Below are 20,942 nucleotides of genomic sequence, written 5' to 3'. Positions count from 1 at the left end.
CTTAGAGAGGTAGGGTCAATCTTCTATTGGCCATTGTTCACAGTTAATATATGAACGTTTGCCTAAAAAGTGACAACTAACAAAAGAACAGTTAGAAAAAAACCAACTGTTCCATTGCAACTTGTAAGAAAAAGAATGTGGGAGTTTCAAAAATGAAACTATCTGTAGTTTATACAAGTAAAACAGAATTATACAGCATGAAAAGGAGCACTACATAAGTGAGTGCTCATCGATAAGGAGGTAACTTTTTAGATAAACACCCTTAGGTAAAAAATATGCTGGAGAAGTGGAAAATAAAACAAAAATTTCATTTTGTTGAAAAGGGGAATGGATATGGAAAAGTGGCCTGAAGAAAGAATTGAAGCTTATAAAAGATATGTGACAAATGAAGATAAAAACATTGAATTGTTTGAACGCCAATTGGAATACAAACAAAAAGAAATTCAATGCTTACAGAGAGCAATTAAAAGAGCTTCACAAAGAAGAGAGTCAGATGCTTTAGAATTGCGTAATCAAGGGTGGGAATTAACAGAACAAGGCTGGAATAATACGAAATAAAAGAGCAGCTAGCAAAAGCTAACTGCTCCTTTTGACAAAAGATTCCGGGCTGCCAACACTGTTAAGAAAGCAGCTTATAGATAGTATGCACAAAGTTGTGCTAATTATTCAAATGAATAAAGGACAGTTAGCGAAAACTAACTGTCCAACCCTTAAAGAAAGGGAGGAATTAATGGGTATATAAAAATTCCTCCATCTACAGTATTGACGGAATATTGAGTTTTATTCAGGGGAGGAAGAGGGAAATGAAAGAAATTAAGTTTCGTGCATGGGATAAAGTATATAAGCATTTTCACGAAGGAGACCTTATCAGAGACTACCACATCGGTGAATTTATTGATAATCCAGAATACGAAGTAACTCAATACACAGGATTAAAAGATAAAAACGGCACTGATATCTATGAGGGTGACATTGTAAAAGCTTGGTCTACTGGTTCATACGGTACATTCGAGGTTCGTTGGAGACAAGATGGTTCGCCTTGTTTCATTTTATATCCAGCGTTTCAACATGGAGAGATGTGGAGATTGCATGGGGTGAAAGATAAAGATGGTAATTATTACGACGATGTAGAGGTTGTAGGGAATATCTATGAAAATCCTGAACTGATCAAAAACTAAACAAAATAATCCTTTGAATAGAAAGTGGGTTAAGAAAATGGACGACAAAAGTCAGGGGTTTAAAGAATTTGTAATTAGATGTGAGAGAGCGATAAAGAAATATAAACGTGCTGTTTTATTCAAAAGACAGCAAATTAAATATAAAAGATGGTGTAAATAGTTACTAAAGGTAATGAAATAAATTTTTAAAGCGAGGTTGGGAGAATGAAAGCTTTGAAGAAAAGAAAAATTAGAAAAGCAATTGCTCGTCGCACAAAAGAAGTGGAGAAGCATCAAGTTAATAAAGCTTGGAGAAACATCTTTGTACAAGCTGGTATTTTAAAGTGAAGAGAAACTAAATATAGTCCGGCTAGAAAACTAGAGGACACCAATTTTTAGAACAGCAATTAAAGCTGTTTTAGGAATAGGTGTCCTTTTTATTTTGAAAAGGGAGATGGGGAAATATGAAGGCACTTAAGGACCAATTACGTGAGTGGAAAAAACAATCAAATCAAACGAAAAAGAAAACCAAGAAAAAGCGAAAAGAGAAGTTAAGCACTCGGGACATTGAAGGTTTAATGGGAATTCATGGCCCACGTTATGAACGTAGACGTGGAGCTTTAAGACAAAAGTAATTTAAAAATAAAAAGGAGTGGTCTTACATGACTAAACAATTATCTTTCTTACCAAAAATCGATAGAACAGCAACACAAGAGGAATTAGAGGGTGTGTTGGAAAGTGTGCGTATACATAGACAGTTTGGGATGATGCGTAAAGAAATGAAAGTCACTCCTTCTTATGAAATACGCGAACACGGTCCTACACATGCAGTTGGTAAGCCATTAGAAGATGTTGCTATAGCAAATATTCAACAAAGTAAACGAGAAGAGTGGCTTGAAAGAATGTCATTACGTATTGATCAGTTTTTAAATCGATTAGGGAACGGACGTGCAGGAAGTATTCAGAGAGACATCATTTATAAACGTTATTTAGAAGATGAGGACGTGTGTGATTACATGGTCTATAACGAGATAGGGATGTCAGAGCGTACTTATAGACGTTGGAAATCTAAAGCATTTTATAAACTTGCTTTTGCTCTTGGATTAGAAGTTTACGAGACAGAAGAAACGGGAGGTAATGAATAATGAACTTTGTTCAACCGATACGTGATCCAGAGCAAATACAGCAGCTAAAAGATTATTTTAAGGAGAAGAGTTTGCGTAATTACATTCTCTTCATTATGGGAATCAATACAGGCTTGAGAATCTCGGATATTTTAAAATTGAAGGTAGGAGATGTCAAAGGCAGTCATATATCTATGCGAGAAAAGAAAACAGGTAAACAGAAAAGAATACAAATTACTGCAGCATTGAAAAGAGAGCTTAAATGGTTTATCGAAGAAAGAGAAGATAATGAGTACTTATTGCAAAGTAGACAAGGTAGGAATCGCCCGATTGGTCGTAGCATGGCATATAAGATATTAAGTGGAGCAGCGGCAGAGTTTGGTTTAGATGAAATAGGGACACATACGCTGAGAAAGACATACGGGTATCATATGTACATGCAAACGAAAAACATAGCATTACTCATGGAGATATTCAATCACTCGTCAGAGAAGGTCACATTACGTTATATAGGGGTAAACCAAGATGCAATGGATAAAGCGATGACTAGGTTTAAAATCTAAGCATTGCTTTTTCTTTTTAAATCTATACAGTTACTCATAAATTTTATACTGTGTAACTCAAAAGGGAAAGTTTAATTAAGTCAATGATATCAAGGGATTTGGCGAAGGGGTCAGTTACACACAATATAAGATATGGGTAACTCATTAGTAAAAAATAAATAAGGCTAAGAGGTAGTTAGAAAAGATAAAATAAGTGGCAGAGTCGTGACCGCTTTTTGGCAGGAAATGTGCCGGTTGTTTTGGAATCAACGTGATATATTTGTATTGTGAGAAGTGGCGGAAAACACACCTCACTATGTTGTTCTTATATTTCTAAATGGCTTCATATATGTGGCAGGATTAAAAATCCGAAACCAGCAGATGGTAACGATTAAATGCTACCACGATTAGGGAGAGCTTTTGCTCTTCTTTGAGCTAACAACATCCTAGGTAGATGGACTGATAGTGTCAGTGTCTGTCGTGCTCGTTAGCTGAGAGAAGAATAAAACTTCACATACCGTAATTAAAATGTAAATAAATAATTAATCTTAAAGCATCCATTCGGGTGCTTTTTATTTTGGAGGAGGTTTAAGGCGAATGGATATTGATATTAGTAACATATCCTTTGAATCCATTACAACATATTGTAATGGATATCAGTATAACGAACAGAGTGTAGTTACTGTGAGTTATACATTGACCAAAAGAAACAATATATTAACTGGTACATTAACATTAGGTTTTGATGAATATAAGGAACTTGCTTATAATGGTTTGCTTGCCAAGGTGAAAGAACATGTTACTTAAGATATGCAAATGTGGTAAGACTGTATCAATGGAACAAGGTATGTGTGAGGCATGTACTGTTATTGCTGAAGAACGAAGGAAGCAAAGACACAGAGATTACAAGGCGAAGCGAACAGATACGGACAACCAGAAGTTCTATAGCTCAAAGCCTTGGCTGATAACTAGAGCAGGCATAAAGGATAGAGACAATGGATTGTGTCAACTGTGTTGGAGTGAGAACAAGGTTAAACCAATGAACACAGTACATCATATTATTCCTTTAGAAGAAAATAATCGATTAGCTTTAGTAAGAAGTAATTTAATTTCGCTATGTGAGAAATGCCACCAGAAAGTTCATAAGCTGTATGACGTTAGAACGGAGAAGTTCAATATACAGAAGAAGTTAAGAAGCTTGATAGGGTAGGGGGAGGTTGAAAACTTTTCAAGGAGGGCGACGAGTCGCCGGGTGGTCTTTTTTTTCGCGAAAACTCCCTAAATGAAAATTCCGAAAGGAGGAAGGTGAATGGCTAGACCGAGAGAACCTGTTGATTTAGTTGTACTAAAGGGAAAAAAGCATTTAACAAAAGCAGAAATTGAAAATCGTAAATCAAAAGAAATTAAGGCGCCTAGTGATAAAATCAGGGCACCTTCTTATTTGCCAAAAGATTTAAGAAGAGACTTTAAAAAAATATCTGATGAACTAATCAGGATTGAAATCATGTCCAACCTTGATATTGATGCTTTGGCGCGGTTTTTAATAGCGAGGAAAATGTATGTGGAAATTACAAATGCTATGCTTGAACTTAGTCCGTTAGAAGAAGTGGTGGATGTAAAAAAAGATCCGGAAGGTAACATCATATCTGAAAGAACATACACCGTATCAAATGATGTTTATTCAGACTTACTTATAAATCAAGACAAACTTTTTAAGCAATGTAGACAAGCTTCCAGTGATTTAGGCCTAACAATTACATCAAGATGTAGATTAGTAGTTCCAAAAGAAAACGATGAAAAGCCTAAAAATAAATTTAATAAGTTTATGTAGGTTTGTTATATGAATAGAGTCACACAGTATGCTCTTGATGTATTAGAAGGTCGAGAAATTGCAGGGAAGTACGTTAAGTTAGCTTGCCAAAGGCACTTAGATGATTTAGAAAAAAGTAAATTAGCGCCGTTTGTTTATTATTTCGATGAAGAAAAGGCAGACCGGTTACTTGAGTATGCTGAAACTTTAATGATAGGTGAAGGTGAAGAGATATCACCACTTATCTTAGCGGAATTCCAAGCGTTTATTTTCGGATCATTGCATGGTTGGGTCCATAAAGAAACGGGTTATCGTAGATTTAGAAGTAGCTATGTTCAAGTGGGCAGACAAAATGGTAAATCCATGATGAATGGTGTATTAGGGACATATTATAGTAATTTTGATGGCTATAATTATGCTCAAGTATACTGTACAGCTACGAAACAGGACCAAGCAAATATAGTTCTCAAAGAAATGATTAAGTTCATTGAAACCGATGAAGATTTAAGTGAATGTTTCAAGGTGAAAGAATATAAGAATACCATTGAAGCACTAGTAACAAACGGAGTTGTTCGTGCTCTTGGAAGAGATACGGAAAGTATTGATGGATTCCGTTCTTATCTTGGTATTGTGGACGAATATCATAAACACCCTACAAATCAAATGTATAAATTATTGGAGGGTGGAACAACAAAATTAAAAGAATGCCTAATATCAGTTATCACAACAGCAGGATTTGATTTAAATAGCCCTTGCTATGAGTTATATGAGGACTGTTGTAGACTTCTTGAAGGTGTATACGAAGACGAAAAACAGTTTGTATACATTGCTCAATTGGATAAAGATGATGATATTTGGGATTCAAGTAATTGGATAAAGGCAAATCCGTTAGTAGCAAGAGATGAAGAAGGAATTGAAACCCTAGAAACAATGGCAAGCGCAGCAAAACGTAGGGGTGGAAGTGAACTTCGTAATTTCCTTACAAAGCATTTAAATATTTGGGTGCAATTTACAGACAACCAATATATGAACATGGAGCACTGGAAAAAATGCGCTTCAGATTTGGATTTAGAGGATTTTAGAGGGAAAGAGTGTTATATAGGTCTCGATTTATCTAGTGGCGGTGATTTAACGAGTTTAGGGGCTGTCTTCCCATATTTAAAAGAAGAAGAGAGGAATTACTTTGTTCATTCGCACAGTTTTATCCCTAAAAATCGTGTGGCGGAGCATATAAAGACGGATAACGCTCCATATGATATTTGGGTTAGAGATGGATTGTTAACCGTTACAGAGACGCTAGGGGGCATTAAAACGGATTATAAATATATAATTGCTTATTTAAAACGGATTGTAGAAGATTATGACTTGATTGTAAATGTAATAGCCTACGATCCGCATAATGCAGATGCCTTTTTAAGTGATCTTGAAGAGCTTGGTTGGAACAGCATTATGATTGTTCAATCCGCGAAGAATTTAAACGATGCTACAATTGATTTTAGATTGGAAGTTGAAGCGGAGAATGTTCAATACAATCGTAAAAATAAATTGTTAACATGGAGTGTAGCAAACGCCAAAACAGTATCAAATAGTTTCGGTGAAATCAAAATTGATAAGCACTTAAAAGAAAAAAGAATTGACCCAATTGATGCTGTTATCGATGCACACAAGATGGCAATGAAAGGTGAAGTAGGATTAAATCTGAGTCAATATGTTACGGATGAGAATCTTAATACATGGGGTTGGTAAAGGAGGTGAATACATGTGGAAATGGCTCGACAAAATTAAACCTAAGAAAGTTCAGAACTCTGTAGCCTTAGACTCAGACGAGTTTTTAAAGATGTTAGGCATTGATATTGGAAGTGTAAATAAAAATAAATTAAGTGAGATTACTTATTTTACTTGTTTGAGGTTACTGTCTGAAAGTGTAGGGAAATTACCTTTGAAATTGTATAAGGATACAAACAAAGGACTTGAGAAGGCGACAGATCATAGTTTATATACACTTTTAAAAATGCGACCTAATCCATACATGACATCAAGCACTTTTTGGTCCACAGTTGAAGCGAATAAAAACCATTATGGTAATGCATATGTCTATATCAATACAGATAAGACGAAAGTAAAGGATTTATGGATTTTACCAAGTGAACAAGTGCAAATATGGATTGATAATGCAGGAGCTTTCCAAAAAGAAAACGCTATTTGGTATATCTGGGGAGATAATAAATCCGGTAAGCAATATAGATTTCGTTTTGATCAGATCATGCATTTTAAAACATCATTATCGTTAGATGGAATTACCGGTTTAGCTGTAAAGGATATATTAAAAGTCTCAATTGAAAACATACAAAGTGGGGCTTTGTATCTTAGTAACTATTTTTCGAATGGTTTAATGGGGAAAGCAGTTGTACAGTATACTGGTGATTTAGATCAGGAAAAAGCAAGGAAAATGTCAGCAAAGATTGAAGAGTTTAGTAATGGATTGAAAAACGCGGGAAGAATAGTTCCTCTTCCATTAGGATTTCAACTTACACCGTTGAATGTGAATATGGCTGATGCTCAATTCTTAGAAATCAATAAGTACACGGCACTTCAAGTGGCCGGAGCTTTTGGGATTAAGCCGGCACAAGTAAATAACTATGATAAGGGTAACTATGCAAATGTTGAAACGCAGCAGCGTTCATTTTACGTAGATACCCTTTTATATATTTTGAAACATTATGAGGAAGAAATGAGTTATAAACTCCTTCTTACTGATGAATTCCAAAGTGGTTATTGCTGTAAATTTAATGTTAATGGCATTTTACGTGCTGATTTTGCGATACAAATGGAAGGACTCTCAAAAGGGGTGAACAACGCCATTTACACACCTAATGAAGCGCGAGAATTTGTAGATTTGCCACGTAAAGAAGGTGGAGATGAATTAATGTGTAATGGAAACTATGTTCCACTAGTATCAGTTCAGAAAGGAGGTGATGAAGGTGGATTGGTTGCAGATTAAAAACCAAACTGAGGATACACCATCCCTTTATTTTTATGGTGACATTGTCTCTTCTTGGTGGGGTGCTTGGGAAGATGAAGATCAATACCCTGAGAATGTAAGGAATATCCTCGATGGTGTTAAAGGGAAAGACTTAAATATCTATATTAACAGTGGTGGAGGATCTGTTTTTGCAGGGATGGCCATCTATAATATGATTAAACGTCATGAAGGCTATAAAACAGTTCACATTGATGGGCTTGGGGGTTCGATTGCTTCAGTGATTGCATTTGCTGGAGATAAGTTGATAGTTCCATCGAATGCATACTTGATGATCCATAAACCTTGGAATGGCACATATGGTAATGCGAATGATTTTAGAAAAATGGCGGATGATTTAGACGCAATTGAAGAAGGGATTATCAATGTATATAAGGATAATCTAAAAGAAGGCGTAGACATCGAAGAAATAAGAGAAATGGTACAAAATGAGACGTGGTTAAATGGTCTGAAAGCAAGTGAGTATTTCAATATTGAAGTAGTAGCAGAAAATACAGCGGTAGCTTGTACAAGTAATCTCTTTAATGAGTATAAGAATACACCGAAAGCTTTTAAAGAACCGAAGAATGAATCACCTCGAAATGCTGAACAAGAAAAAATTAATAAATTGCTGAGAGAGATAGATTTGATCTAACTCTTTTTTTATTGCTCAATTTTAAGGAGGAAGCAAAATGCCAAAAGAATTAAGAGAATTGTTAGCTAAGATTCAAAATAAGAAAGCAGCAGCACGAGAACTTTTAGCTCAAAAAAAGCTGGAAGAAGCGGAGCAACTTACAAATGAAATTAAGGATTTACAGAAGGAGTTCGATATCGCTTCAGCTTTGTATGAAGAAGAAGTAAATAATATTCCAAATGACCCAATTCCTCAACCACAAGCAAATACAGTACAGCCTAATGAGGCGTTTGTTAATGCAATGAAAGCAGCTGTAGGAAAACATAAACTATCTGAGGACGAAAAAGAGGTATTGAATGCAACTACTATGACTGAAGGTGTGCCATCTGATGGCGGTTTAACTGTACCAAAAGATATTCGTACAGCTATTAAAGAATTACGTCGTAGTGGTCCAGATGCACTTGAAAATTACGTAAATGTTGAGTCTGTTTCTACATTAACTGGATCTAGAGTTATTGAAGTAGAGGCAGAATATATCCCGTTTGACAATGTGGATGAGGCAGCAGATTTTCCATTGTTGGAAGCACCGAAGTTTGAAGATATTCAATATAGCGTTAAGAAAAAAGGTGGTATCTTGAAGTTTTCAAAAGAATTACTTGCAGATACGGCAGAAAATATTCAAGCTTACATTAAAAAATGGACATTTAAAAAATCTAAAGCTACTCGTAATGCTTTAATTTTAAAAGCTTTAACCGATAATTTCAGTGCCACAAAGGTAGCGGTTAAAACAGTTGACGATTTAAAGGATATTTTTAATGTGAAGCTTGATCCAGGTATTGAGCCAACATCAAGTGCGATCATGAATCAAGATGCTTTTAATTATCTTGATAAATTAAAAGATACGGATGGTAAATATATTCTTCAACCAAACCCAACAATGACAACACAAAAGCTGTTATTTGGTAAATATCCAATTCGTGTTGTTAGTAATAAAACATTAAAAACAGATGCGGTGAAGAAGACAACACCATTATATTTTGGTGATTTTAAAGAGGCTATTACTATCTTTGATAGAGAGGCTTTATTCATCGAGTTCTCAGAGCAAGCATTAGACCTGTGGGGCAAAGATTTAGTTGGTATGAAGGTACGTGAGCGCTTAGATGTAAAAGCTGTTGATAAAAAAGCGATTGTTACTGGCGAAATCACGTTTGTTTAATAGTAGAGGGGCTATTCCCCTCTTATAAGGAGGGGTTTCATGCTGTTAGATTTAAATTTGGCTAAAAAGTGGCTGAGATTAGAAGAAGAGGATACAGAAGAAGACGATATTTTAGGTCTTTTAATCGATAATGCTGAAATTTATGTAAAAAAAGCGGTGGGTAAGCATTATAATGCCACTGAAGAAAACCGAAAGCAGTCACAAAAAATTGCTTTGGTTTTAGTCACGAATTGGTACGACAATCGTGATCTTTCAGGTCAAGCTGATGAAAAAGTGCGTTACACCATTAAAAGTATGGTATTACAGCTTCAATTAAGCGAGGAAACGGTATGAACCCGGGGAAAAGGGACAAAAGAATTGTGATTGAACATAAAACCGAAAGAAAAGACGAGGAAGGAAACGCACTCCCGGCAGGTTGGGAAGTTTTTTCTAAAGCGTGGGCAAAGGCTGAAACTCCTGTAGGTTCAGGATTTAATTCTGAAATCTTTAAGGGAAATGCAGAGTTTGTTATTAAGTTAATAAACTTTACGATTCCATATCGGAAAGGAGTTCATTCTGATATGCGTGTACGGTATCGAGGTAAATTATTCGAAATTAAATCAGTAATCGATATCGATGAAAAGCACAAAGACATGTGTTTAATCTGTGAGGAGCGATCCAATTGGCAGAGTTAGAGATCTTTGGAATAGAAGAATGGATTCGTGAATTAGAGAATTTAGGTCAAGACGTACCTAAAATCACAAAAGAAGCATTAAAAGCGGGTGCTGGAGTATTTAAACAAAAGTTAGAGATTAGCTCTCCAGAGGGACCTAAACCAAATAAACCGACACCCAAGCAACCGTGGTGGGATGGGAAACACGCTAAAAATGCTATCGAAGAAGGTAAAATCGTTAAAAAAGGCGGAGCTTATTTCATTAACATAGGATGGGATAAGACAGATCGAACGGCCCACTTCTACATGAAGTTTCAGAACTGGGGAACAAGCAAAAATCCTAATCCACCACATAAAGGATTTGCAGAAAAAACACTGATTCAGAGTGAAAAAGAGGTGTTGAAAGCAATGGAAAGAGAGTTTATGCGTAGGGTTACAGGGCGATGAGGAATTTTAATAAAGACGTATTCGATATATTACGTAAAGATGCAGTCATTACCTCTGAGCTAGGTGGCCAATTCATATATCAATTTGTAAAAGGTAATGACAATACGCCTATATGGATTACCTTTTCCGAATTAAATACATCTCCAGGATTATATGCAGAGAATGAGGAAAAAACTTCACAGATTATATATCAAGTAGATATCTGGTCAATGTCACCAATTAAAACACAATTAAAAAACGCAGTTCAGGCAGCTATGAAAAAGCTGTCTTTTCAGCGTTTAAGTACCTATCCAGATTATGAAATGGATACAAAAATTTATCGATATGGTTTTCGTTTTGTAACGGAAATCATGAATTAAGGAGGAAAATGAAATATGGCAATGACAATTGATTTTAGAGATTTGCATTACGCGCTTTTAACAGAAACACCAGATGGTAAATTCAATTACGGAACACCAAAACGAATCGGTAAAACAGTTAGTGGAAAGGCTTCTCCTAAAGCAGAATCAGTAACGTTTTATGCTGAAGGTGGACCAGCAGCAACAGCTAGTGCATTTGGCGGAACAGAAATTGAATTAGAAGTTGATACATTACCTTTAACTGTGTATGCAGAGTTATTAGGTAAAAAAGTTATAAAGGGACAAGTTGTTGATAATACAAATGATGTAGCGCCTTATGTAGCATTATTATATCGTTTGCCATACGACAACGGGAAAAATCTATTTGTATGTTATTACAAAATGAAATTTGAACTTCCAAGTGACGAACATAAAACAGCAGAAGATAAACCGACATTCCAAAGTGCAAAAATTAAAGGGAAAGCAATCCAACGTGCTGATGGGAATTGGAGACACCGATTAGATGAAGAAGAAGTTGGTTTTGATGCAGCGGTTGCAGCGAACTGGTTTAAAGCAGTTCCAACACCACCTGTAGCATTAGGAGCTTAATAAAAGTATTTTCAGGGATGGCTAACGCTGTCCCTATTTTATTTCTAGGAGGAAATTATTTATGAAAATCACGTTACAAAACGAAGAAGGTACAAAAGATTATTATTTACCACAGTTTATTCCTGGATCAGCTACTTTTGAAGCTTCCACATTAGCAGATGAATTACAAGCAGATCTTGTACCAAAAGAAACAATTGAAAGAGCGGCTCATTTCGTAGCCCGTATATATGGAAATCAGTTTACGGCACAGGAGTTTGTTGATGGCACTCATGTGTGGTTTTTAAGTCTTACGATTCATTCTATTTGTTTAACAATTATGGGGCGTTTAAATGATGCACTTAAAGTAATGGGAACGATTGATGATGCGAAAAAAAAGTTAATGAAACAACTAGAAATGAATCCGAAGAAAAGAAATTCAAATACCAAGACATCGTAATCAACATTTATAACTTATTAATGGATGCAGGAATGACACAAAATCAAATCAATGAAATGGATATTGCGTTTTACTTTACCTGTTTAGCGAAAAAGGAAAAAGTAAATCGAGTGACTACAGCAAACCAAGCTCCCGCATGGTTATAAAGGTAGGTGAGAATTGAATGGCACTAGGTGATAATACAATCGGCGGTCGCGTCCGGTTGGATACAGATCAGTTTGAAAATGGAATCGCAGGCATTAATAGAAGTTTGAAAAGAATCGATGCGGAATTCCGAAATACTTCAGAACAGTTGCGTGGTGTTGGTTCTGAGATGGATCAACTGGAGAATAAAGCAAATCATTTAAATCAAAAAATAGACGCGCAAACGCAAAAGATGAAGCATTATGAGCAAGCTTTAAGGACATCTCAACAAAAACAGCAAGAAATGCGCCAAAAATGCGAGCAATTAGCTACATCTATGCAACAGTTGGAACGAGAGATACAGCAAAGTACGCAGGCATACGGAAAGAATGCGCAAGAAACAAAAGACCTACAAACTCAATACAATCAATTGCAACAAGAATACAAGCAAGGTACACAAGCTTTACAACGATTAACGGCTCAAGTTTCTCGAAATGATACAGCTTTTAATAATGCTTCAGCAGCATTACATCGTTATAGGAATGAATTAGGCGATACACAAGAAAGAATGGAACAGTTAGGTAATATTTCTGGAAGATTGCGAGAACGCATGAACGAAGTTGGAAACACAATGCAAGATACTGGCTCAAGAATTAGTCAAGGATTTGGAGCAGCCGCAGTTGGTGTAGCGGCAGGTGTCGGAGCATTAGTGGTTAATGCGTCTCAATTTGAAGAAGCAAATAAGAAAGTACAAGCTGGTTTAGGATTAACGAGGGAAGAGAGCTTAAAAGTCAGCGCAGTAGCAAAAGAAGTGTGGAGAGAAGGTTATGGTGAAGATTTAGCTAGTGTCAGCGATTCTTTAGTTAAAGTAAAGCGTAATATCAAAGATATTAATGATGATGAAACATTAAAACAAGTAACCCGTGATAGTGAAATTTTAGCTGAAACGATGGAGTCTGATGTAAACGAGGTAACTCGTGGTGCAGCTCAATTAATGGGTCGATTTGGTTTATCTGGTAAACAAGCTTTTGATTTATTAGCGCAAGGTTCCGCCAAAGGATTAAATTATTCTAATGAGTTATTTGATAATTTGAGTGAATACGGTCCCTTGTTCCACGAAATGGGATTTAGCGCTGAAGAAATGTTCACCATTTTAATTAATGGTAGTCAAAATGGTGCATACAATCTCGACTATGTGAATGACGTAATGAAAGAGTTCCAAATTCGTGTGAAGGATGGTTCAAAATCTACTTCAGACGCAATGGGAGAAATGTCAAAAGGAACACAGAAAGTATGGCAAGAGTTCTTAAAGGGTAAAGGTACAGTAAAAGACGTCTTTAATGCCGTATTAAATGAATTAAAAACAAGTGACGACCAAATCAAAGTTAACCAGCTTGGAGTTTCGCTTTTCGGGACGAAATGGGAAGATCTCGAAGCAACTACTATGTTATCTCTAAACAATATGGAAACTGGTTTAGGAAATTATAGTGGTGCAATGGATAAAATGGTTGACGGTTATGATACAAGTGCAAAGCAATGGAAATCCGTAACGAGAGAACTACAAATTGCTTTAGAGCCACTTGGTAAAGTTATTTTAGATATCGCCAAACAGGCAATACCTGAATTAAAAGAATCAATTAAAGGTGTAGCTGATTGGTTTAATGGGTTGGATGATAGCTCCAAAAAAGTATACGGTACAGCATTATTATTAGCACCAGCGGTTATGGGTGTTGTGAGTGCGCTTGGGCTACTTTCTTTTGGTATCGGTGCAATTATCGCGAATCCAATTGTTGCGACAATAGGTGGGGTTGTAATTGGACTTGGTGCGTTAGGTTTTGCCTTTGCGGAAGCTGGTAAAAAGGCACAAAAAGCAGAAGAAGATAGTCGTAGATTTGGTGATGGTGTAAGTGAAGGGACGAAAAAAGCTCTTGAAGGATATGTAAACCTGAAAGAGAAAGCTTTTAAAACTCTAGATGAAATACCAACTATGACGGGCGAAAAAGCAAAAGAAGCCGTACAACGAGCACATGATGAATTTGGTAAATTAGCAGACGAAGCGATTCAAGCGATTAATAAAGATAAAGGTAAGTTCCAAGCTCATTTGGATAGTTGGTTTGCTGGGGAAACAGATTCAGCTGTATTAAGAGCAAAAGAGAAAATCGTTAATGATCAAATGGAAGTATTCCGCGCACAAGAAGAAGCTGTAATTAAGGCTAACGAAAAAATCCAAAGCCTACTTACACAGTATAATGGACAGATTTACAAAATGAGTGCAGCGGATAAATCTGTATTCTTAGCAGCCTTAAAATCTATTGATGCTGAAGTTGGAAAATCAGCAGCTAAGAGTGTAGATGAGATTCAAAAAATAGGCAAAGCAATGGATAATTTCAACAAAAATACTTCTGTTGAAACCATTCAAAATAAAGTTAAAGATTTAGGGAAAGAATACACGAATTTAAGTAATGATTTAGATAAAGCAAGACAGAAAGAAATCGAGTTTGCAAAAACGAAAATAGCGGATGCAGAAGGACAAAAAGTTGCTATTGCTCAAATTAATAAGAAATACTCAGAACAATCCATTCTCTTAACAGAAGGGTATAAACAACAACTTCAACAAGCGCAAGAAGTATTGAAATCTAAAGGCGTTGAGATGGATTTAACAACTGGTATTACAAAAGCTGAGCAAGAAAGGATTACAATCCAAGGTCGAGGGTTTGGGGAGTATGTTAAGAACTCTGAAATAATTGAGAGTAAAAACGAAAATCTTTTCAAACGTCTTCAAGATCGAGCAGCTAAAGAATCTGATTTACGCAAAAAGAGTGCTGACGAAGTAAAAACATATGGAGAATCACTCATAGCTAACTCTAATAGTGTGTATGAAAGTCTATTTCAATCGACTCGCGATAAAGCTGTACAAATTGGTAGTGATATCGCTTATGCACTAGAAGACGGTACAAAAGCTGTTAATTTAGGTGAAAAAGGCGTTGTAAAAGTAGACGAATTTGTGGAAGGAATCAAAACAGGTAAATATAAAATTCAAGATGTAGCGATTGCTCTTATTAATACTATGCGTGTTGAAATGGGAAGTAAGCCATTAACGGCAGAAGGTATTAAAGTAATGACTTCTTTCGCGGAAGGTTTAAAGCAACTAAATGTTACGGATATTGCGGCTAAATTAAATATCGATCTTAAGAAAAATCTAGAGATTGATTTGGGCCCACTTGGAAAGATGACGACAACACAATTTGTACAAGGTTTAAAAGAAGGCACAGTGGGTATTGACGCTGTGTTTATTTTCTTCCAACAGCATTTATCTAAATTAACGGCCACTGATTTATCTAAAGACGGAACAAAAATCATGTCTACCTTAAAAACAGGCATGGAAATGGGATTTGTTAGTATCCAAGATATATTAAAACAACTTGGTGTCAGTATTGAAGATAAAACAAAATATGATCTTGGTCCAAACGGGCAAGTAACAATTTCATCTCTTGTTCAAGGTATGCAGAATGGTCAATTTAATATTGATCAGGCACTTGAAGTTATTAGACAAATGGTTGTACAAAAAACAAATGTTGATACAACGCAGCAAGGCGCAAATATATCTCAAACAACAGCCGATGGTATTCGTCAAAATGGCGGTCAACCTGTTCAAGCAGCTAGCGAAGTTAAGCAAGGTGTAGAACAAACACTTGGTTCAACCACAGATGGAAATGGCGGAGCGATGTCCACATTGCTTATGCGACAATTTATGTCTCAAAATAAGCCTGGCATCGTTGGAGAAGCAAGTGGGATTAAACAAGGTGTAGAGCAACAATTAGGAAGTACAACGGATAATAACGGTGGTAATAATTCCACTTCTATGATGCGAAATGCGATTGCAAACAATCAAGGAAGTGTAAATGGAGCGGCCGCAGGAGTAAAACAAGGTGTACAGGTGACTTTAGGGAGCACAACAGATGGAAATGGTGGCGCGGCCTCAACTAATATCATGCAACGTATGATTAACGGAAATAGAAGTAGTGTAGTTGGTGCAGCCACAAATGTAAAACAAGGTGTCGAAGGTACTCTGGGTAATGCGACTGATGGCGGTGGCGGTTCAAAAGCGGGTAATAAGTTTGTTGATGATTTAGGGTCGAAGCGTGGGGCAGCACAAGGAAGTGGTGCGAATGTTGCTGGTGGAGGTTTAAGTGGACTTGGTTCTATTATCGCGAATTCAGTGGGACTAGCTTTCGCACAAGGATTTGCATATGGTATGGATGGAGCTTTTGGTCAAGTTAGAGCGAAAGCGGCATCATTAGCTAGCGCCGCATTCAATGCATTAACCGCTACACTTAATGTAAATTCACCATCGAGACTTGTAAGAGATAAAGGTGGTTTACCGTTTGGAGAAGGATTTGCAGTGGGTATTCAAAAGTCGACTCCAATGGCTGAAAAAGAAAGTCGCTCGCTGGCACTGAAAGCAAATAAGGCCCTTGTAAATGAATTACAATTGAATAGTAATTCAAATAGCATGACGTTTGCCGGGGTTCGTATGGCGCAAGGTATTGCTACAGGAATTAAAAGCCAATATTCTGTAGTACGAGATGCTTTGCAAGATACAGTATCGGATGCTATGGATGGTATTCGTTCTATTAAACCAGAAGAAATATTTAGTTTTAAAGGTGATGATCCACTAACAAAGTATTTTAATGCAATTTTTGAAGATGGAGATTGGCAAAACGATTGGATAACACACATTCCTGAGAGTATGCGCAAGATGGTATCGGAAATCGGGCGTCAAATGGAGCGTTTTGAAGGTCTTTCAATCAATGATTTGGGTAATCTGTCTGGATGGAGAAAAGTATTATCCGATAACCCGAATGTTGTTCAATATAGACAGAGCAACAATAATCAGGATAAACCAACAAGGCAGCCAGCACAAATCGTAAATCATTTTTATAATCAAGATACATCTGAAGTGATTAGGCAACAGAAAAAAGCAATTAATGATATTGCTTTCATGTTAGGAGGGTCGATGTGAGAAAACGTGTAGTGATTGAAAATCGTTTAGGTGAAAAAGTAGAATTCGGACCATTCCCACCATATGTACTAGTTTCAATCGACCTTTCTGGAAGTGAAGCAGATATAGTTCGTACACAAGGGTATATGCAAGACGGTGTTACAACAGGCGCTGTTACTATGAGGGAGATGCAATATCCACTAGAATTTTATATTGAGGGAGAAAGTCTTGCAGATGTTTATGGATATCGCAGACATTTAAATAGGATATTAAATCCAAAACTAGGTCCATTTATTTTAACCATCACTTTACCGCACGGAACTTTTCAAAATGAGATTGTTATAGAATCATTACCAAAGTATCGTGTGGAAGATGAACAGTATAAAATTTTACAGCAAGGATTACTCCATATTAATACACCTGATCCATACTGGAAGAATGAAAAGGATAGAGAAATACCATTGATTTCATGGAAACCAACTTTTAGGTTTCCTTTTTCTTTTGATCCAACTGTTAAATTTGGGGTAAAAGGTGAACAAAAATTTGCAACAAATGACGGAGATGTTGAAACACCATTGCATATTACAATTTATGGACCTTGTACGACCCCAGTAATTACAAATTTAACAACCATGCAATCTATAAAGGTAGAAAGAGAAGTTCCAGCAGGATGGAGGTTAGAAATTGATACAACATATGGGCATAACACAGTAGAACTAATAAAAAGTGATGGAACGAGAATAAACGCATACAACTGGATAGCTCCAGGAGTAAGACTTAACGAGTTTCGACTTCAAAGAGGGTTAAATATTTTAGATTATAGCGCAGATATCGGAAAAGATAGCACTACAGTAATGATACGTTTTAGAGAGCGTTTTGCAGGTATATAGAAAATGAGGTGACGGTATTATGACGCAACATGCACTTTTTATGGATGGAAAAGATTATAATTCTTCTGATTTCGCAAGATTATTCGATATGTGGTTTGGGACCGGGGTTTCTAAAGGATATATAAATGATTTAAAAGTTTCTCCTTACTTCGGTAATACCATGCAAACTATTATAAGCCCTGGAGCCGCAACGATAATGGGTAAGGGGTATATAAATGATGAAGCATTCCTACTTACTCATGATACGGCACACGCAACACTAGATCGTATAGATCGAGTAGTTATACAAATGAATCTTGCCACAAGAAAAATGGAATTGCTTGTTAAAAAAGGCGTACCAGCAGGACTTCCAGTACCTCCAAGTTTACAGCAGGATGATATATGGTGGGGAGGTGGAGTTGTTTATGAGATTAGCCTTGCACAGGTTCGTATAACAAAAGGGAAATCATTTATTGATGTGACTCAAATTACTGACGAAAGAAAATATGGAGATTTACAAGGGCAGACTGGACTGTATGCAAAGAAACAGTTAGAGCCTCGAAAAACACCAAAATTCTACAACCAATGGGTAGATTATGTTGAATACATTGGGGGAGCGCATGAGAAATTCCGATATTGGAAAGATGATTTTGGAATGGTCCATATGCAAGGGTCCGCATGGGGTGGTATGTACGGAAATCAGATTGCTGTATTACAACTTGATGAAGGTTATAGACCAGAAGGTAATCTATATTTTTCAACAACTTCAGTTGATGGTAAGCCACAATTTATGGAATTAAAGTCGAATGGAATGTTAGTGTTTACAGCTGTTTTTTCCAGTACAACAGCATCGATGATTATGGGTCCTGTTTCCTTTAGGCCAGCAGGAGTATAGAAAGGAGAAATCTTATATGATTATATACACACCAGACCTAGAAAAAATCGGAGAAATTAATGATTATGAATCGTTGAATTTCAAGAGAGTGTGGGAAGATGTTGGGACATTCGAGTTAAAAATTCCTAACGATGCACAATATGCAATTACATTATTTGAAGACAACTTCGTTTTAATTGATGAAAAACGTGTGGGTATCATTACTAACTACCATATTGATGAAAATGATAAAAGAACCGTTAAGGGATATCAACTCAAAGGGATATTAAGAAATCGGATTATTCTCCCTCCTTCTCATACAACTCACGATAGGAGATATGCTGAGGCAGAAACTGTTATGAAGCATTATGTAGATAGACATGCCGTATATCCAACAGATTCCGCTAGATTGATACCAAATTTAGTTTTAAAAGCAAATCAGAAACGTGGTAATTATCTTCAAGTTGAGAGCCGTTTGAAAAATTTAGCGGAACAATTAAAAGAAATTTCTTTGGCTTCAGGTTTAGGATGGGATGTTTATTTAGATGAACACGCAAGACAATTTGTGTTCGATGTACAAGCAGGAAAAAATCTAACTAGGAACCAACAAACATATCCACCCGTTGTTTTTGCAACAAGTTTAGAAAATGTATTAAAACGAGAATTTGAAAAAGATACATCCAGTTATAAAAACACAGCGTATGTTGGTGGACAGGGTGAAGGTGAGGATAGACGAATTGTTGAGACATATACAGAAGTAGCAACTGGACTTGCTCGTAAAGAAGTCTTTATTGATGCTCGAGATATAAGTAATCAAACTGAAGATAAGCAAGAGAAACCTGAATCTGAAATTGTAAAAATGCTAAAAGATCGTGGGAAACAAAAATTAGAAAATGAATTTAGTAAGATTGTTTCATTTGTTTCTTATGTGACCGAAAAACCCGGGATGGAATATGAAAAAGATTGGACACTTGGGGATATCGTAACATGTGAAGATGATGAAATCGGTGTTCAAATGGATGCTAGGGTTACAGATGTGGAAGAGGTGTATCAGAACAACAAACGGGAGTTAAAAGTAACATTTGGAACAACACGTTTGGATGTAAGAAAGCTATTGCAGCGTGAATTCGCACAAATAAATAACATTATTAGAAACTAAGACCATAGTATGGGTCTTTTTTTATTTGAAAGGAGTGTAGTTCATGAAACAAATGTTTGAAATCACTGTAGATATACAAAAGGAAACGAATCATACTGATATTAAATTTTCTCAAAATAGCTTGAACACTTCGGAATTAAATATCAACATCGCTAATGGTGGGAAAGAATTCACGTTGCTTGATTCAGATAAGATTATTGTGTATTTTAAGAAACCTGATCAAAAAGTAGTATTTCAAGATAAACAAATTGAAGTAATAGACAAAGCAAAAGGTAAAATTAATGTTTTATTGACTACTCAAACACTTATACAAGCTGGAAAGGTGTATGGAGAGATATCCATTGAACGTGAAGAAAATGGAGTGAAAAAGCGGATAAACACATATGATTTTAGTTTTGAAGTGCGTTCGTCATTTTCTGCAAATGAAAGTATAGAATCAACTAATGAGTTTCAAGTATTTGATAAAATTTTGGAGACTGGTAAAGTATTAAAAGATGTAAATGTACCAGCTTTAATTGAATCTGAAAAGGTAGCAACAGAAGCAAAAGAAGCGACGGTTCAACTTACTAATCAAATTGGGATTTTATCCGGAAATGTTACTGAACAATCAAAGAAAACAGATGAAAGACCTGGTGTTATTCCACCTCCAGCGAAATTCCCTTGGAAAAACCCACCGATAATGATTAAGAAAGATATATTTGGTAGATATAACGTGAATTTTGATATTGAAAAGTTTGTGCCAGCTGTCGGTAAAGCTTACTATGTTGATGCTAACACGGGAATTGATACAAACGATGGGCTAACATCGGCAACAGCTTTCAAATCTTTTTCAAAAGCACTACAACAAGCAGACGCTAAGATTATCTATGTTGCTCCAGGTGTTTATGATCGTAATAGAGGGTGGATAAAAACCAATCCGGCTTCGAACACA

24 protein-coding genes are annotated in these 20,942 nt (G+C 36.2%); all 24 read left to right on the top strand.

The genetic code is table 11. The annotated features are described in order from the left end of the window. Positions 1 to 333: 333 nt before the first annotated feature. Positions 334 to 558: a hypothetical protein gene (locus tag ACTFR9_RS11880; RefSeq protein WP_000417046.1), complete on the top strand. Its 225-nt coding sequence runs from the start codon at positions 334 to 336 to the stop codon at positions 556 to 558. A gap of 245 nt (positions 559 to 803) precedes the next feature. After that, positions 804 to 1,178 carry a YopX family protein gene (locus tag ACTFR9_RS11875; protein WP_000658754.1) on the top strand — a complete coding sequence of 125 codons (375 nt, stop codon included), beginning with the start codon at positions 804 to 806 and terminating at the stop codon, positions 1,176 to 1,178. A 204-nt stretch (positions 1,179 to 1,382) separates the two neighbouring features. Continuing rightward, the gene (locus ACTFR9_RS11870) at positions 1,383 to 1,505 is read left to right on the top strand and encodes a DUF3983 domain-containing protein (RefSeq protein WP_048540011.1); all 123 of its coding nucleotides are present in this window, start codon (positions 1,383 to 1,385) and stop codon (positions 1,503 to 1,505) included. Positions 1,506 to 1,621: 116 nt separating this feature from the next. Continuing rightward, positions 1,622 to 1,792 (top strand): hypothetical protein, encoded by a 171-nt coding sequence (locus ACTFR9_RS11865; protein ID WP_016109818.1) that lies wholly within the window; start codon positions 1,622 to 1,624, stop codon positions 1,790 to 1,792. A 27-nt stretch (positions 1,793 to 1,819) separates the two neighbouring features. Continuing rightward, a complete protein-coding gene (locus ACTFR9_RS11860) occupies positions 1,820 to 2,302 on the top strand; it encodes an ArpU family phage packaging/lysis transcriptional regulator (protein ID WP_340999491.1) in 483 nt (160 codons plus the stop codon). After that, complete coding sequence (locus tag ACTFR9_RS11855) at positions 2,302 to 2,844, top strand: site-specific integrase (RefSeq protein WP_001012146.1); 543 nt, start codon at positions 2,302 to 2,304, stop codon at positions 2,842 to 2,844. Before ACTFR9_RS11860 ends, ACTFR9_RS11855 begins: the two co-directional genes overlap by 1 nt. Before the next feature lie 576 nt (positions 2,845 to 3,420). Next, positions 3,421 to 3,630, top strand: a complete 210-nt coding sequence (locus ACTFR9_RS11850; RefSeq protein ID WP_163258362.1) for a hypothetical protein — start codon at positions 3,421 to 3,423, stop codon at positions 3,628 to 3,630. Beyond that, on the top strand, positions 3,620 to 4,033 hold the full coding sequence (locus tag ACTFR9_RS11845; RefSeq protein ID WP_046940560.1) for an HNH endonuclease: 414 nt from the start codon (positions 3,620 to 3,622) through the stop codon (positions 4,031 to 4,033). The genes ACTFR9_RS11850 and ACTFR9_RS11845 overlap by 11 nt, the downstream gene beginning before the upstream one ends. A 99-nt stretch (positions 4,034 to 4,132) precedes the next feature. Beyond that, a complete protein-coding gene (locus ACTFR9_RS11840; protein ID WP_098946775.1) occupies positions 4,133 to 4,654 on the top strand; it encodes a phage terminase small subunit P27 family in 522 nt (173 codons plus the stop codon). 9 nt (positions 4,655 to 4,663) lie between these two features. After that, positions 4,664 to 6,379, top strand: coding sequence for a terminase large subunit (locus ACTFR9_RS11835; RefSeq protein ID WP_440048978.1), 1,716 nt, complete (start codon positions 4,664 to 4,666; stop codon positions 6,377 to 6,379). Between the two features lie 13 nt (positions 6,380 to 6,392). Continuing rightward, entirely contained in the window at positions 6,393 to 7,634 is a 1,242-nt protein-coding gene (locus ACTFR9_RS11830) for a phage portal protein (RefSeq protein WP_440048977.1), read from the top strand. Beyond that, positions 7,609 to 8,307, top strand: coding sequence for a head maturation protease, ClpP-related (locus tag ACTFR9_RS11825; RefSeq protein ID WP_014297962.1), 699 nt, complete (start codon positions 7,609 to 7,611; stop codon positions 8,305 to 8,307). Before ACTFR9_RS11830 ends, ACTFR9_RS11825 begins: the two co-directional genes overlap by 26 nt. A gap of 37 nt (positions 8,308 to 8,344) precedes the next feature. Continuing rightward, positions 8,345 to 9,502, top strand: a complete 1,158-nt coding sequence (locus tag ACTFR9_RS11820) for a phage major capsid protein (protein WP_001123700.1) — start codon at positions 8,345 to 8,347, stop codon at positions 9,500 to 9,502. A 39-nt stretch (positions 9,503 to 9,541) separates the two neighbouring features. Beyond that, positions 9,542 to 9,835 carry a head-tail connector protein gene (locus tag ACTFR9_RS11815; protein ID WP_000923266.1) on the top strand — a complete coding sequence of 98 codons (294 nt, stop codon included), beginning with the start codon at positions 9,542 to 9,544 and terminating at the stop codon, positions 9,833 to 9,835. Beyond that, positions 9,832 to 10,176, top strand: coding sequence for a phage head closure protein (locus ACTFR9_RS11810; RefSeq protein ID WP_001068033.1), 345 nt, complete (start codon positions 9,832 to 9,834; stop codon positions 10,174 to 10,176). Before ACTFR9_RS11815 ends, ACTFR9_RS11810 begins: the two co-directional genes overlap by 4 nt. Then, on the top strand, positions 10,164 to 10,601 hold the full coding sequence (locus ACTFR9_RS11805) for an HK97-gp10 family putative phage morphogenesis protein (protein WP_000818811.1): 438 nt from the start codon (positions 10,164 to 10,166) through the stop codon (positions 10,599 to 10,601). Before ACTFR9_RS11810 ends, ACTFR9_RS11805 begins: the two co-directional genes overlap by 13 nt. Next, a complete protein-coding gene (gp17, locus tag ACTFR9_RS11800; protein ID WP_001243514.1) occupies positions 10,598 to 10,960 on the top strand; it encodes a tail completion protein gp17 in 363 nt (120 codons plus the stop codon). Before ACTFR9_RS11805 ends, gp17 begins: the two co-directional genes overlap by 4 nt. A gap of 15 nt (positions 10,961 to 10,975) precedes the next feature. Next, positions 10,976 to 11,548: a major tail protein gene (locus ACTFR9_RS11795; protein ID WP_100632297.1), complete on the top strand. Its 573-nt coding sequence runs from the start codon at positions 10,976 to 10,978 to the stop codon at positions 11,546 to 11,548. Positions 11,549 to 11,609: 61 nt separating this feature from the next. After that, the gene (gene gpG, locus ACTFR9_RS11790) at positions 11,610 to 11,984 is read left to right on the top strand and encodes a phage tail assembly chaperone G (protein WP_000705185.1); all 375 of its coding nucleotides are present in this window, start codon (positions 11,610 to 11,612) and stop codon (positions 11,982 to 11,984) included. A 163-nt stretch (positions 11,985 to 12,147) separates the two neighbouring features. Then, complete coding sequence (locus tag ACTFR9_RS11785; RefSeq protein ID WP_440048976.1) at positions 12,148 to 17,130, top strand: phage tail tape measure protein; 4,983 nt, start codon at positions 12,148 to 12,150, stop codon at positions 17,128 to 17,130. Continuing rightward, positions 17,127 to 17,999, top strand: a complete 873-nt coding sequence (locus ACTFR9_RS11780; RefSeq protein ID WP_088339411.1) for a phage distal tail protein — start codon at positions 17,127 to 17,129, stop codon at positions 17,997 to 17,999. The genes ACTFR9_RS11785 and ACTFR9_RS11780 overlap by 4 nt, the downstream gene beginning before the upstream one ends. Before the next feature lie 19 nt (positions 18,000 to 18,018). Beyond that, on the top strand, positions 18,019 to 18,873 hold the full coding sequence (locus ACTFR9_RS11775) for a hypothetical protein (protein ID WP_073540821.1): 855 nt from the start codon (positions 18,019 to 18,021) through the stop codon (positions 18,871 to 18,873). A gap of 16 nt (positions 18,874 to 18,889) precedes the next feature. Beyond that, positions 18,890 to 20,011 (top strand): siphovirus ReqiPepy6 Gp37-like family protein, encoded by a 1,122-nt coding sequence (locus ACTFR9_RS11770; RefSeq protein WP_076855608.1) that lies wholly within the window; start codon positions 18,890 to 18,892, stop codon positions 20,009 to 20,011. A gap of 43 nt (positions 20,012 to 20,054) precedes the next feature. Beyond that, the coding region (locus ACTFR9_RS11765; protein WP_440048975.1) for a BppU family phage baseplate upper protein at positions 20,055 to 20,942 on the top strand (888 nt) is incomplete at its 3' end.

It is taken from the genome of Bacillus cereus group sp. MYBK222-1, assembly GCF_051916425.1.
In the GTDB taxonomy this organism is placed as follows: domain Bacteria; phylum Bacillota; class Bacilli; order Bacillales; family Bacillaceae_G; genus Bacillus_A; species Bacillus_A paranthracis.
Note: the sequence above shows the minus strand (reverse complement) of the source record. Positions and strands in the feature narration are given on the sequence as shown.